The sequence below is a fragment of the Tunturiibacter gelidiferens genome, assembly GCF_013410115.1.
In the GTDB taxonomy this organism is placed as follows: domain Bacteria; phylum Acidobacteriota; class Terriglobia; order Terriglobales; family Acidobacteriaceae; genus Edaphobacter; species Edaphobacter gelidiferens.
Window position 1 is genome coordinate 1,268,438 of the sequence record NZ_JACCCV010000001.1, and the last position, 15,029, is coordinate 1,283,466.

At 57.0% G+C, this 15,029-nt stretch carries 10 protein-coding genes; 4 read left to right on the forward strand and 6 right to left on the reverse strand.

The genetic code is table 11. The features are described from left to right. Positions 1–239: 239 nt before the first annotated feature. A complete protein-coding gene (locus tag HDF12_RS05340) occupies positions 240–908 on the reverse strand; it encodes a BON domain-containing protein (RefSeq protein WP_179581554.1) in 669 nt (222 codons plus the stop codon). A 113-nt stretch (positions 909–1,021) separates the two neighbouring features. After that, positions 1,022–1,636 (reverse strand): outer membrane beta-barrel protein, encoded by a 615-nt coding sequence (locus tag HDF12_RS05345; protein ID WP_179581555.1) that lies wholly within the window; start codon positions 1,634–1,636, stop codon positions 1,022–1,024. A 168-nt stretch (positions 1,637–1,804) separates the two neighbouring features. Here HDF12_RS05345 and HDF12_RS05350 point away from each other — a divergent pair, with 168 nt between their 5' ends. After that, on the forward strand, positions 1,805–2,089 hold the full coding sequence (locus tag HDF12_RS05350; protein WP_179581556.1) for a hypothetical protein: 285 nt from the start codon (positions 1,805–1,807) through the stop codon (positions 2,087–2,089). A 20-nt stretch (positions 2,090–2,109) separates the two neighbouring features. On the opposite strand, the gene HDF12_RS05355 is transcribed toward HDF12_RS05350, so the two are convergent. Next, on the reverse strand, positions 2,110–2,601 hold the full coding sequence (locus HDF12_RS05355; RefSeq protein ID WP_179581557.1) for a hypothetical protein: 492 nt from the start codon (positions 2,599–2,601) through the stop codon (positions 2,110–2,112). A gap of 127 nt (positions 2,602–2,728) precedes the next feature. Between HDF12_RS05355 and HDF12_RS05360 the strand changes: the two genes are divergently transcribed. From HDF12_RS05360 to HDF12_RS05370, 3 genes are all read left to right on the forward strand, one after another. Next, on the forward strand, positions 2,729–3,058 hold the full coding sequence (locus HDF12_RS05360; protein ID WP_257025565.1) for an Mpo1-like protein: 330 nt from the start codon (positions 2,729–2,731) through the stop codon (positions 3,056–3,058). A 570-nt stretch (positions 3,059–3,628) separates the two neighbouring features. Further along, entirely contained in the window at positions 3,629–10,198 is a 6,570-nt protein-coding gene (locus HDF12_RS05365) for an Ig-like domain repeat protein (RefSeq protein ID WP_179581558.1), read from the forward strand. 38 nt (positions 10,199–10,236) lie between these two features. Continuing rightward, positions 10,237–10,767, forward strand: coding sequence for a hypothetical protein (locus HDF12_RS05370; RefSeq protein WP_179581559.1), 531 nt, complete (start codon positions 10,237–10,239; stop codon positions 10,765–10,767). Between the two features lie 115 nt (positions 10,768–10,882). Here HDF12_RS05370 and HDF12_RS05375 read toward each other — a convergent pair whose 3' ends face one another. The 3 genes from HDF12_RS05375 to HDF12_RS05385 form a co-directional block, all read right to left on the reverse strand. Continuing rightward, positions 10,883–11,251: a hypothetical protein gene (locus HDF12_RS05375; RefSeq protein ID WP_257025364.1), complete on the reverse strand. Its 369-nt coding sequence runs from the start codon at positions 11,249–11,251 to the stop codon at positions 10,883–10,885. 167 nt (positions 11,252–11,418) lie between these two features. After that, positions 11,419–12,045 (reverse strand): response regulator, encoded by a 627-nt coding sequence (locus HDF12_RS05380; RefSeq protein ID WP_179581561.1) that lies wholly within the window; start codon positions 12,043–12,045, stop codon positions 11,419–11,421. Then, complete coding sequence (locus tag HDF12_RS05385; protein WP_179581562.1) at positions 12,038–15,004, reverse strand: sensor histidine kinase; 2,967 nt, start codon at positions 15,002–15,004, stop codon at positions 12,038–12,040. Before HDF12_RS05385 ends, HDF12_RS05380 begins: the two co-directional genes overlap by 8 nt. Positions 15,005–15,029: the final 25 nt, after the last annotated feature.

Consider the following 15,029-nt stretch of genomic DNA (forward strand, 5'->3'; position numbering starts at 1 on the left):
TACAACCGCAGATCCCTGCGGGATGACAACAAAAAGGGCTGGGCTGCTGCCGGTCCTTTTGATGCTTTTGTCTTTTGAGGGGAGGGTGAACTGCAACCGCAGACCCTTCGGGATGACAACAAAAAGACAGGCAACTGCAGCGGAAAGAAAAAGTCGACGGCAGACAAAAGGAGCGGCAACGGGTTGCGGGAGCCGGATTTGGGGAACGGCTCCCGTGTCGGGAAGGGCGCGGCGTAGTTCTATTTCTCTTTTGGTTTGGAGGCGGAGCCCTGGACGATGAGGTCGTTGTCGACGCTGAAGGCGCCTGGGGCGGAGTTTGCCTGCATTCCTGCAATGGAGGAGTCCATCTGGTTGAGGACGACTCCGTATAGGGTGACGTTGCCGTTCTTCACGATGATGTGAATGGCGTGAAAGCCCATGGGCGGGGAGTTGGTGATGCCGCCAGCGGCCAGGGCGACGCCTGCTCCGGGCCCGATGGCGCGTCCAAGGTTGCCCTGATTTGCGTTGTACTTCCTGAGGGAGGGCTGGGTGTAGATGCGGTTGTAGACTTCGGCGCGGATGCGGTCGTCCATGGGCGAGTAGGGGAGGACCTCGATCTGGTTGTCGACCGCGTCTATGCCCTGGATGCCTTTGACGGCTCTTTCGGCATCACTTTTGAGTGTAGGACGGGAGGCGAAGCCTTTGAGGACGAGTGTTTTGCCGTGGATGCCGAAGGTCAGCCAGTCGAAGACTCCGAGATTGGTGAGGCCGGCTAGTTTTTTCTGCACCTGTTGAACGATGCGGACGGTGTCTTCCTGCGACCAGGTGGGGCCGGGCGTGGGCTCCTGAGCGATGACGGTTGGAGCAGAGAGGGTGAAGACGAGAGATGCAGCAAGGGCCGGAAACACGCGACGGGTTAGGCGGATCATCTGTTCTCTCCGGTTGCTATGAATTTAGACTTCCGGCAGAAAGATACGCTATGGCGAGAGTCGAGTCCAGAGGCCGGCGCCGATTTGAGCTTTGGATCGTGCCCGGAGAAAAGCTATTGGCTATGGCGATGGCGCGGGTTGAAGTCGAAGATGTAGACGGCGCCGAGCGTGATGGCCTTTGGGCGGATGCTGCCGGAGGGTACCGCGGGGGTGTCCCAGTGCTGGTACTGGAAGTCGACTTTGACGGCGAGGTGATGGGTGAGGTTGTAGTCGAGGCCGACGCCGGGGGAGAGGACGAGGGTATTGGAGTTGATGTAGCGGACGTTGCCAAAGATGTAGCCGCCCCTGAGGTAGTCGATTGCGCCGCGGCCGACGAGGAAGTTGGCGTAGGGGTGGAGACGGCCTAGGGGGTACTCGACCCTGGGGCCGACGAGGAAGTTTTTCTGACTGCTTATGGTGCCTTCATCGATGGGATAAGAGCCGCGAATCTCAGCGGCGGGCCGGAAGAGACGGAAGGAGAGAAGCGTAATGTCGGCGCCGGCGGTGATGTCGAGGTTTTTTCCACCCGCCAAGTTGGTGAAGGTGCCGGTACCTCCGACGAAGGCTGAGAGCTGAAGCTGCTGGGTAGCTGCGGGGGAACTCTGTGCGAATGCGTCAGGTGCCAGGGAGAGTGTCAGGAAGAGGAGGGTCGACAAGACGACCCGAGTCAACGTCAATTTGAACTTCATACGATCCTCTGACTTCTTCCTCTAACTTCTTGCTTGCGGTAAAGCAGTGCCGAATGCCCGGGGGCTTTGTGAGTCAGGCGGGAGAAACATCCAAGGAACTCCCCCTGAACAGAGTTATCGGCCTTTTTGCCGCAATGCTTATTTTGTCGATGTGCCATACTTTGGCTGATGGGACTATGGACTGGGCGGCTGGTTCGATTGCTGGTGGCGCTGGCTGTTGCGGCGGGGGTGCTGTGGGTGGGGGATTGGGCGGTGTTGGGGATTCGCGTCTCGCATGGGACGGCGTACCGGGTGGTGCAGGTAAAGCAGTTTCTGGCTACTCCGCTGAAGGGCAACAAGGTGGAGTATGACTATATGGGCGCGACTCCGGTGACGTGCAGCCGGTCGATCTTTCCGCAGCACGGGAACTCTGCGTGCTGGTGGCTGGAGCGGCACAGCTCGCAGTGGGAGTAAGACGCTGCGGAGTCGGGTGGCTAGACTTCGAAGAGTATCTGGATGATTTGTCTGGCCAGGTCTTCGGGCTGGTGGAAGCGTTTTGGATTGTCGGCGAAGGAGTCCTGGATGTACAGGGTGTCGTCATCCGTGACCTGAAAGGCGAAGTGGCGGGTCTTGCGATCGAGAGTGGGGTCTCCGGCGACGCCCAGGCCCTTCGCGTAGTCGAGGATGATGGTGGAGTCGTTGTGGGTGATGCGCGCGTCGAACCAAGGAAAGCGGCTGCGGGTGAGTTTAATCTCGGTGGCGCTGATGGTCTGGATGGTGGTGTCGGAGGCGGTAACGTCGCCTTGAAGGTGGCGCTTGATCTCGGTGATGTCCTGCTCGAGGCAGGCGGCGAGGCTGGTGAAGAAGGGCTTGCCCTGAGTGGTGATGATGCCGGCCTGGTGCTGGGAGCGGCCGTAAGCTTCGGCTGCGTCGTGAGACTTTTGCTTGATGTCCTGGGCGAGATTCTCGATCCACTCTTTAGCCATGCTGATGACTGCTCCTTCATCCGTTGCTTTTGCCTGAGAGGCTTGCGAAGTGGATGTTCTTAGGTTTGACGGCGATGAGGCGTGAAAAGCCGCTTGGCGACGATGTGGATGATTTTGATTGCGGGTGATGAGGAGCCGAGAGTATGGTGTCGCCATGCTTGGCGGACGAAGTTGGGAGAGTTGGATCGCGGAGTATTCGGAGAGCCATCAGCATCCGCTGAACCGGCTGACGCATACGTTTGGGATTCCGATTATTATGTTGTCGCTGCCGGTGCTGGTGGCGACGCTTGTGTGGCACCGATTGCTGTGGGTGGGGGTCGGACTGTTTTGCTTTGGGTGGCTGCTGCAGTTTGTGGGGCACGCGATTGAAGGGAAGCCGCCGGAGTTTTTGAAGGACTGGCGATTTCTGCTGGTGGGGTCGCGCTGGTGGGCAGCGAAGATGCGTGGGAACGCCTAGGCACTTCGCGGAGCTTGTGGGGAGGCTTCGAGAACCGAGGCAATGAAAAGAGGCTGACGGCTGGGTCGCGGCCTGTCGTCTTTTTGGCGTGGATATATCCTCTCGGCCGACAAAAGGTAACTAGTTGTGTGCCAAATCATAGATAAGCTGAACACGGATTGGTTACCCATTCGGCTGTGAGCAATACGCGGGACACTTGCGCGTTGGCTCGGACTGTCTCTGCTGCATAGACTTTGCGTTGGTGCGCGATTCAATGCTTCAAAAAGAAAATGAGCGCTGGACAACGGAGAGATTCTCTCGGTCGCGAGTCCTCATGCAACTTACGGGTAATATTCGGTTACTGCAGGCTGGTCTCATGATTACCAAAGGGCCATGTGTCCTGATTTGCGGTCTCGGGCGTTTTTCTCCCTATTTTGGAGCTACGTCACAACCTCCATCTCCGCCGTTGAGCTTCAGAGGTGAACCATGCTCGCTCCTGTTCGATTTGATGAAAAGTCTTCCTGCCTGCGGTTATTTTTGAGTTTCTCAACAAGTCGGCGTCGGACTTCTCTACAGTCGTCGAGGCGATGGATGCGGACGCAGTTGGCAGGGATGTTTGTTCTTCTGGCGTTGGGTGGCATCGTGACATCCGCCTATGCCTCGCCCGTGACATTGCCCGGGGTGACGGCTATTGGAAGTACCTCCGCTGTTCAGACGGTTGCTGTTGTCGTGACAGCGGGTGGCCAGCTCGGCAAGGTCAGCGCGCTTACGGGCGGAGTCCCCAATCTTGATTTTGCTATTGCGGGAGCGGGCACCTGTTTGACGGGAAGCGCGCTCGTTGTGGGTCAGACGTGCAGCTTCCCGGTGACGTTCAGTCCAAAATACCCTGGCCAGCATATAGGTGCGGTGGCTCTGTTCGATGCGTCTGGACTGCCGCTGGGAAGTACGTGGCTAGTGGCGACGGGAAGTGGACCACTTGCATTATTTGTTCCCGGCATTATCAACACGGTGGCCGGAGATGAATCATGGATCTACCGTGGAGATGGCCAGCCTGCTACGTCTTCGCCGATCTTTCTTCCGTTCGGAGTGGCGGTCGATCCGGCTGGAAATATGTTCATCGCTGATTCGAGCAATAATCGCATTCGGCGAGTAGATGCTGGCTCGCAGCTGATGTCCACGTACGCCGGAAACGGCAGCGCAGGCAATAGCGGCGATGGAGGGCCGGCTACACTGGCTTCGCTTAGCCTGCCGACCTCGGTTGCATTAGATGGTGCGGGCAATCTCTACTTTGCCGATAGCAATAATCATGCGATTCGTATGGTCACTGCGGCTACGGGAGTGATCACGACGGTGGCCGGGGTACTGGGGGTGCAGGGATACTCAGGAGACGGCGCCCTCGCGATTCATGCTCATCTGGATACGCCAGATTCGGTGGCGATCGATCCGGTGAATGGCTATCTCTACATTGCGGATAGCGGAAACAATGTGATCCGACGCGTCAATCTTTCTACCGGGATCATCTCTGCGTTTGCGGGCAACCATACGCCGGCTTACGCAGGCGATGGGGGACAGGCAGTTAGTGCGAGTCTGAACGGACCGTGGAGTGCGACGGTTGGTCCTGACGGTCAAATTTACATCGCCGATCAGAACAACCACAGCATTCGCAAGGTCGCGCTCGACGGGACGATTACGACGATTGCAGGGAATGGAACCTCTGGGTTTTCTGGCGATGGAGGGGCGGCGAGCGCTGCTGTGATGGATAGTCCGGCGGCGACGGCGATCGATGCTGCAGGCAATATTTACATTGCGGACGCAGGCAACAACAGGGTTCGTAAGGTGAACGCTGTTACAGGTGAGATCGATACTGTCGTCGGTAGCAATCTGGAGTCTTTTAGTGGCGACGGTGGTCCTGCGAACGCGGCGGGCATGTATGGTCCCTATGGAATGGCGCTCGACGGATCGGGGAATCTTTATGTCAGCGACGTGTTCCACAATCGGATACGTCTGGTCAAGAGCATCAACGCAGTCTTGAATTTTCCGACAATCCGGGTACAGCGTGTCTCGAGCACACAGGATGAGGAGCTCGAGAATGATGGAAACGCTCCGCTCAACATCTCTGATCTGAATGCCGGGGTGAACACGCAGCTGGATCCTGTCGCCACAACCTGCTCGACCAGCGTGGCGATGACTTCGGCTTTGAACTGCATCATCGGCGCGCAGTTTGCACCGACGACAATCGGTAATACGGTGACGGGAGTAATCACTGTTACGTCTGACTCGCCGAACAGTCCGCAGACGTTGACGCTGAGCGGCAAGGTGCTCACGCTCGACCCCTCGACGATTACTTTGAACACGAGCGGCTCTCCGTCTGCTACTGGAGCGCTTGTTACGTTTACCGTTGCTGTGACGAGTACCGGAGTGACGCCGACGGGCATCGTTACTTTTCTGGATGGAAGCACGACCATCGGGACCGCCACGCTGAACAGTGCGGGGGTAGCACTGTTTCCGACGCAGTCTCTCGCGAGCGGGACACACATCATTACCGCTAGCTATGCGGGCGATTCCAATACCGCGCCAGGTACTTCTTTGTCTGTGACTCAGATTGTGAAGGATGGAACATCCGTCTCGCTGACGTCGAGCCTGAATCCTTCGTCTCCTCAAGTCAGTGTGACTTTTGCTGCGCTTGTCGTGGGAACCTCGGGAATTCCAACTGGGAGTGTGACTTTTTTCGACGGGGGAGTTCGCCTGGGGACAGTCAATCTGAATGCTGCAGGTGCGGCTAGCTTTAGTACGTCGACGCTCAGCGTTGGAACCCATCACATAACAGCGAGCTACAGTGGGGATGCAAATTCAATTGCAAGTACGTCGCCCACGCTCAATCAGGTTGTGGTCGCTTCTTCGACTGCGACCACACTGATTACCAGCAACCCGGATGTCTCGTTTGGGACTGCTGTTACATTTACGGCGAGCGTGACAGGGAGCGGTTCTGTAACACCAACGGGAACGATTTCGGTTCAGGATGGCACAACGGTTCTGGGTACGCTGACTTTGGACATTCACGGCGCGGCTGCTCTTACTCTTTCTACCCTGTCCGTTGGATCGCACTCGATTCGTGCTGTGTATGGAGGCGATGCCAACAATGGCGCGAGCTCTTCTGCGGCGGTACAAGAGACCATCGAACAGATTGCCACTACGACGGCAGTTACCTCAAACGCCAGTACGGCTCCAGCCGGATCGAATATTCAACTGACTGCGACGATCACACCGGCGTCGTCGATACCCTCAAGCCCGATCACAGGAACCGTGACGTTTATGGATGGGGGGACGACACTTGGTGCGGCGACGGTCACTGGTGGTTCTGTGACGATTACCTTGAACTCGCTGGCTGTTGGACAACACTCGATTCTTGCGATCTACAGCGGGTCGTCAATCTATGCTGGAAGTATCTCCTCTACGATCGTGCAAAAGGTGCAGCAGGCGGTCACGTCGGGCACGCTGATTGCGTCTGCCAACCCTTCTATCGCGGGCAAGAGTGACGCACTCACGGTTTCGATCACGAGCAATGGAGGCGTTCCTACGGGTGTCGTGACGTTTATGGATGGCACGACGGTGCTTGGCACGGCGGCTCTGAATGCGCAGGGTGTCGCGAGCTTTACGGTGCCTTCCTTTTCCACTGGGGCTCACGCGATCACTGCCGTCTACGGAGGGGATAACAACAATCTTGGAACGACGCCTGCTCTGACTTTGATTGTTCAACAGGCGACCACCGGAGTCGTGCTTTCGACTTCAGGAAGTCCGTCAACTGCGGGGTTGCCGATCACGTTGAGTGCGACGGTTACCGGGAATGGGTCCGCTCCGACGGGCTCGGTGACCTTTTACGATGGCACGGCCGCAGTTGGTACGAGCCCGATCAACGCCGCCGGTCTGGGTACGATCTCTTTGTCTTCGCTTACCGTAGGATCTCATTCGTTGACCGCCAACTACTCTGGAGATGCGTATAACGGAACCAGCGTGTCGCCGGCGATTACGCAGGTTGTCGTGAAAGCCTCGACCACCACTGCACTGACTGCAAGCGCTTCGACGACACCGGTGGGCGCTCCGGTGACGTTCACCGCGACTGTGACTGGTAGTTCGGGAGCGTTGGGTGGAACCGTGCAGTTTATGGACGGTTCGACTGTGATCGGCAGTCCTTCACTGACGGCGAACGGAACGGCGGTGCTGAGCACCTCGACGCTGATTGTCGGACAGCACATTATCACTGCTGTTTATCTTGGTGATACGAACGATGCGAGCAGTACGTCGGCGGGCCTGACCCACATCGTTTCGCCGGTCACAGGTGTTGCCCTTGCATCGAGTCAGAATCCAGTAAGTGCCGGCGCCAATGTGACCTTTACGGCAGCCGTTGGGAGCTCGGAACCAGCGCCGACCGGAGTAGTTACCTTCCATGATGGATCTGCTACTTTAGCCGCGGTCACGCTGAATGCTGCGGGCGTTGCGGTATTCAATACGACAAGTCTGGCTCTTGGCACGCACCTGATCACCGCGTCTTACGGTGGAGATACGAACAATAATGCAGCGCTCTCGTCGACGCTGAGTCAGTTGGTGCAGCGCGCTACAACTCAGACTTCGATGGCGGTCAGCGCGGTCACCTCGACGGTGAACTCTACGGAGACCTTGACCGTCACGGTTACAGGATCGGGCGGTATACCAGGTGGGCTAGTGACGTTCCTCGACGGCACAACCGTTATCGGGACTGCGAATCTTAGCGCGAACGGATCTGCGAGCCTCTCCGTCTCGAATCTTTCTCTAGGACAACACACTCTGTCAGCCAGCTACAGCGGAGACACGAATGATGCCGCCTCGTCCTCGACACCTCAAACCATCATGGTGAACAAAGGTGCACCGAGTCTTACCCTGGTCTCAAGCAGCAACCCCTCAGTAGCCGGGCTTCCGGTTGTCTTTACTGCCAACCTGAGCGGGACTACCGTTGCTCCGACCGGCAGCGTTACGTTTACTGATGGCACGACAGTGCTTGGGTCTTCGCCAATTGCAGCGAATGGCAGCGCGAACTTCTCGACTTCCGGTCTCTCGGTGGGACAACATACGATCGTAGCGACATACATTGGCGATGCCAATAACAGTGCGGCTGCCTCTCCCGGAGTTCTCGAGACAATTCAACAGTCGACGAGCGCGGTCACGCTCAACAGCAATAAAAATCCTGCGCTTCTTGGGGACGCGGTTACATTTGCGATGACGGTGAGCGGTACTGGAGCTCAACCAACCGGCACAGTGATCCTCCGGGACGGAGCTAACAGAATCGGTACGACTGGGATCGACGCGAACGGTCTGGCTACCCTCACCGTCTCCAACTTATCGATTGGCGCGCATACGCTGATTGCGACGTATAACGGCGATGGGAGTCATCCTGGCAGCGCGTCGGGACCTCTGCTCCAGACGATTCTGCAACCTACGGCCAGTTCTCTTGTTTCGAGCAGCAATCCATCTTTGTCGGGTACTTCAGTGACGTTCACGACCGTGGTGGCGGGCGGTGGTGGCTCTCCTGTTACTGGCACTGTCGTGTTCCGTGATGGGACGGCTGTTCTCGGGACCAGCATTGTGGCGGCGTCGGGGACGTCGACATTTACAACGAATGCCCTGAGTCCCGGACAACACTCGATTGTTGCGACGTACAGCGGCGACAGCGTGAGTCAGACGAGCAGCAGTCCGGTGCTGGTCCAGACTGTGCAGAACAGTAACACGACGACGGTGCTTACTACCTCGGGCACTCCATCGGTTGCGGGCGCTCCCCTCATTCTTACCGCGCAGGTGACTGGAAAGGGTGCGGCGCCCACAGGTGCAGTTAGCTTCGAAGACGGGACCACGGTTGTCGGAACCGCTTCCGTTGGGGTCAATGGCATTGCAACTCTTACGACATCCTCTCTTGCCGCTGGTCAGCATATATTGCTCGCAATCTATCAGGGCGACAGCGATACTTTGACCAGCACCTCTAATCCCGTGTTACAGAACATCGAACAGCGCACCGTGGTCACGCTCACTGCGGTTAGCAGCCTGGGTACGATCAGCGGGACAAGCTCAGGCCCTTCTCTGATTGGCAACCCGATTACGTTTACCGTTTCGGTGACCGGCAGCAGCACGAACCCACCCACCGGGTTGGTTACGTTGTCGGATGGGTCCGCTATTTTAGGGACGTCGAGTGTTAGCAGTTTGGGGATCGCAACATTTACTATTTCGACGCTTGCACTCGGGCCGCACACGCTGGCTGCAAGTTACGCCGGAGACGCGCAAAACTTTCCGGGGACCTCTCCGGCGCTGACTGAAGTGGTGCAGCTGCATACTTCAAAGGCAACTCTGACGATCTCTTCGAGCCCGGTCGTTGAGAATAAACCCTTTACTCTGGTGGCGACATTACAAGGCGATGCCGCGGTTCCGCCATCGGGTACGGTGGTGTTCAGTTCGGGGGGCACAACGCTTGGCAGTGCGACCCTGAATGCTTCCGGCATAGCTACACTGACTACCAGTCTGGGGTTGGGGACCTACACTCCGATCGCTACCTATCAAGGTGACTCGCAGTATTTGGGTTCCGTGTCGAGTGCTGTGTCTTTGACGGTGATTCAGGCGACCAACTTCACGATTGCTTTGAATCCTCCGACGATGCAGTTGAAGACCACGCAACACAACACGATTCAGTTGACGCTGACTTCGATCCAGAACTTCACCGATGTCTTGTCGCTGGGATGTGTGGGCCTGCCGCGAGCAGCTACCTGCACGTTTACTTCGGATCAAGTGTCGCTTGATGCGAACGGCCACCAGACGATTAGCCTGACGATTGATACCGGTTCTCCGCTGACTGCGGGGAGTGTTGCAAAAGCGGACGGGCCCTCTGCCGGCGGAATTGCGCTGTGCTTTCTGCCAAGCGGGCTTATCCTTGGGCTGTCGCTTCTGCGGTCACGACGTGCGAACAAAATGCTGAGTGGACTTCTGCTCGCACTGCTCTTTACTGGAGCGATGGCGATCTCCGGCTGCGGCGGACTCGATGTGCATGGCACTCCTGCCGGGACCTACATCTTCAATGTAACTGCCATCGGCGCTAAGACGACGGCGACACAGTCTGCTCCGATGACTTTGACGGTGACCCAGTGATCGATTGGCCTGGCGGCTCACAGTGTTTTTCGAGAGTGTTGCGGGAGCTTGTCGTTCTACTTTTGCTCGCCGCTGCAACGTCGGTACTTTATGCCCAGGCGTTGCCGACCGCTACGGGACCGGGGCCACGGTGGATGGTTGGCGGGACCTACTCTTTCTTTGCGGCAGACTATGGCAAACGTGACCTCGGCGGCGGGTCTGGCTTCGTCGATTACGCTCGTTCGGAGAGGATCAGCTACGAGGCCGAAGTTCGTTTTCTTACCATCAACGAAGAGGTGGGTACGCATCAGTCGACTTTTCTTGTCGGAGGGAAATTTCCATACCGCAGACGATGGATGACCGCATACGGTAAGGTTCTTCTCGGCGATGGGCGCTTTCATTTTCCTTACGATTACGCGGACGGCAGTTACTTTGTGCTTGCTCCTGGTGGTGGGGTCGATCTGGCGCTTGGAAGAAGCCGGTACAGTGTACGGCTGGTGGATTTTGAGTATCAGTGGTGGCTTAATTTTCCGTTTGGTACGCTGCGGCCGTATGGAGCCAGCACGGGGATCGCCGTCCATTTCCATTAGACAGAAGTGAAGAAGGTCGCTCGAAGTGGCCAGATGAATAAGACCTTCTTCCCAGTATATTCAGCACTTTCCCGATAGTGGCGTCGAGGCGTCTCTCTTCGGTTTCGACGAAGTGTTATTTCGCCGGTTGCTTTTCCAGGATGTAGGGAATGGCGAAGCGGCCAATCTGAAGAATTGAGTTGTTGGAGGGGGGCCAGATGCGGAAAGATTCGACGCGCGAGCCCGTCGCTAGACGATGAGCCGTGACCGCGCCATGTTCCTCTCCGGTTGCTGCATCGTAGAACCTAACGACGAGGGCATCTTCACCACGTTGCCATCCGATGACGTAGTTGCCGGCGGCGAGTGAGATGTCTCCGAAGGTAATAGGAGATTGGACTAAGAGGAAATGAGAATATTTTCCGTCGGCGGAGTAACCGGCGGTGATGAGAACAACACCTGCGATGATTTTGCCACTTGAGTTAACGATGCCGGATGCGGTGCGCATCTCTGTTTCGATTCGCTCTTTTTCCACTGGAGCGCGTGCGGGCAAGACAGCCTGCAACTCTGATGGAGTCGCTGTTCGCCAGGAAGACTTCGGTTGAGCGACGACTAAAGATGATGGAATGAGAATAAGAAACAGAGCGAAGAGAGACGACTTCATCAGGTGGGGTGTCATTTGAGATGTACGATACCTCGTTGGAGAGCGACGGTTGCGGCGTGAGTGCGATCACTGACGCCAAGTTTGCCGAGCAGACTATTGATGTGGGACTTGACGGTAGCTTCGCTGATCTTTAGATCGGAGGCGATCTCCTTGTTTGCGCGGCCTGCCACGATGCGCTCCAGGACTCTGAGTTCGCGGTTGGTAAGGGCTTGAGTGCTCATTCTTTCGGCGAGCTTTTCGGCGATGGCGGGAGAGATGAGGGTTCTTCCGCTGTGAACTGCTTGAATGGTTGAGAGGAGTTCGTCGACGGTCATTCCTTTGAGCAGATATGCTTTTGCGCCGGCCTGGAGGGAGCGGAAGATGTCTTCGTCTCCGTCGAAGGTGGTGAGCACAATGAATCTTGCGGCGGGATTGTCAGCGCGAATCTGCAGAATGGCATCGACTCCGCCGAGGTTTGGAAGCTGCAGATCCATCAGGGTGATGTCGGGTTGTAGAGTGCGGTAGAGTCCGATCGCCTGAAGGCCGTCACTGGCCTGGCCTACCACTTCAATGTCGGGAATGATGTTGAGTAGCGCAACGAGTCCCTGACGAACGACGTGATGATCATCCACTACCAGGATACGAATACGTTCAGGCATTGATTGCTGCCTCTTTTCCTTCTGTGATGGGCGCTTCGAGCATGACTGTGGTGCCGTTTGCCGGAGAGCTTTCAATCGTTAGTTGAGCATGAATCTGAGCCGCGCGTTCGTGCATGCCCTGGATGCCAAAGTGGCCGTTTGATGAAGGAGATCTTTCCGATGTATCGAATCCGCTGCCATTGTCGGAGATGCTTAATACTAATCGAGAGGAATCGTAGCGAAGATCGGCGGAGACCTGAGTTGCATTTGCGTGGCGGGCTGCGTTTGCCAAAGACTCCTGAGCGATGCGGAAGATCTCGTCTTCAAAGGGCTGGGAGAGAGGGCGGTAAGTGCCGGTTATGTTGAGGCGGGTGTTGAGTTTTTTTTGACTCCACTGTTCAGCCAGGTGGGCGAGACGGGTGGGCAAGCTGTTTGGCGCGGTAATGGCACGCAGATTCCAGATGCTTCGGCGAGCTTCGGCGAGGCCCTCTCGGACGTAAGCCCGAGTCTGGTCGATCTGTCTGCTCGCTGCGTCAGTTTGAGAGTGGGCGAGAAACTGGGAGATGAGCTCGAGCTGCACGGAGACGCCGACGAAGCTTTGAGCTAGGGTGTCGTGAATTTCTCGTGCGACGCGAGTTCGCTCTGCGAGAACTGCCTGGAACCGTGATTGAAGAACGCGGACGCGGAGGCGGTAGAGGAGGAGCGCAGCGGCGGCGGCGAGACTAAGGATCAGCAGGAGAAACCAGAGTCTGCGATAGAAAGGAGGCTGCACAAAGAAGGCAATCTGCGCTCCGGTTTCATTCCATATGCCGTCGTTGTTGGCGGCTTGTACGCGAAAGCGATAGTGGCGCGGAGGGAGATTGGTATAGTAGGCGATGCGGCGGGAACCGGCTTCGGTCCATCGCTTATCGAAGCCATCGAGAATGTAACGATAGCGGACCTTTGCGGGAGCTAGGTAACTGAGAGCGGCGTATTCAAACGCGAAGCTGGTACGGCCAGGAGTGATGTTTTGTTCGGTGCCTGTCAGGGGAATGTCCATACCATCTGCAGTGAAGCGTTCGATGACGATCGGGGGAGGGATGAGATTTTCTACGAGGTGACTGGGATCGGTGACGGCGACGCCTTTGCGGGTGGCGAACCAGAGGAGCCCTTCCTTGGTCCTCCATGCAGCGGGATGACCCACGCCGATGGCTTCCTCGGTTGGCATGCCATCGGCGCGGCCATAAGAGACCGGATGAGGATCGCAGGTTGAAGACGAACCGCATTTGATGAGCGCTGAAACTGAGACGCGGGTGATGCCTCGACTGGAGCTTAACCAGAGGTTGCCGCGGTCGTCTTCGAGGATGGAGTCGATGGTTTGGGGCAGGTCGTCTCGCCGCAGTGGTGTAAAGCCGGCGGTGGTCATGACGCTGAGGCCAGCCCCTTTCGTTCCGATCCACAGTGTGCCGTGCGGATCTTCGGCGAGAGAGGTGATCGTGTCGCCAGAGAGTCCATCCTTTTTTGTGAAGGTTGTGATGTTGTCGCCCCGAAGGCGCGAGAGTCCATTGAGGGTGCCGATCCAAAGATCATGATCGGGGGCGTGAGATCTGAGAAGAGCGCCTACAAGATCGCTTCCGAGACCGTTCGATCGCGTTAGAGTGATGAACTGGTTGTTTTGCCAGTGAGCAAGGCCCCGACGCGTGCCGATCCAGAGTGAGCCGTCATCGTCCCTCATAAGAGACCGAATGAGATCGTCAGGTAGCCCGTCAGCAGAGGTGTAGGTCCGGATTTTCTTGCCCTTGACATAGTTCAGACCATCGGGCGTTCCGACCCACATGCTCCCGCCTTCTCCCGGAGCCAAAGCCAGGATGGTTTCGCTGACAAGGCCGGTTCGGGTGTAAAGATGTTGAATGTTACCGGCTTGCCAGCGGTCGAGGCCGTCGCTGTTGGAGCCGAGCCATATTGCACCGTCGGTTGCCTGAGTGATGGCTGTGATCGGGTGATCGGAGAGGCCGGGAATGGTGCGGAAATTTTGGCGCCTCAGGATTTGGAGGCCGCTGGTTTCTGTTCCCACCCAGAGATTACTCTCTTCATCCTGCATGAGAGAGAGGATACTGTTGGAGCCGAGGGCCGGTACGACCTGTGGATGGCTGTCGACTTTGTCAAGCATGAAGAGCCCTTTGCTGGTTCCTATCCATAGTTGCCCTTGCGAGTCGGAGAGCAACGATTGTATGCGTGAAGCTGGAAGGTCGTGGCTTATCGACAGGGTTCGGCTTTGGTCACTTCGAAGGACTGCGATGCTGGTCCCGGTGCGCAACCAGAGGCTGTGGTCGGGGAAGAATCCGATGCCTTCAATATCCTTCGCCGTAGAGGTTGAGCCTAGCGGTTGTGGGAGAACTCGGCCATGGGAATATTGAAAGATTCCAGAGTTCGATGCGATCCAGACACTGCCGTCCTGAGCGGTGACTATTGCAGATGGATCGACGGAAGAGGGAAGGGGGATGATGTAGAAACGCCTCCCGTCAAAGCTGCTGATGCCATCGGTCGTCAGGATCAGGATTAAGCCGTCGTCTGCCGCGGCTAGGTTGGTGATGCGACCGGTTGGTAATCCATTCGCGATGGTGTAGCGGTGAAACTTTCCTGACGAGTATTGGAGGAGGCCGTTGGAGGTTGCAATCCAGAGTGGGCCGGTGTGACTTTGCGCAAAGCAGCAGATGTCATCGCTGGTAATTGCGGGAGTGGTTTCGTGGTTGAAGATTTTGAAGTCGATGCCGTTGAAGCGAGCCAGGCCGCCTTCGGTCGCAATCCAAATGAAGCCGTCTGTGGATTGAAAGACCTGATGAACGCTGTTTTGAGGGAGGCCGTTCTCCGTCGACCACGATTGATGACCGAAGTTGTTAGGGACTTGGGGGCGGGCGGTGAGAGAGAGAGCTGCGATTGCGCATGACATCCAGAAGAGGGAAGAGCGAAGGACGAGATGGAGGCGCGAAAGCAAGTTCATGCGGAGGTTCGATGCGTTCGAAAGC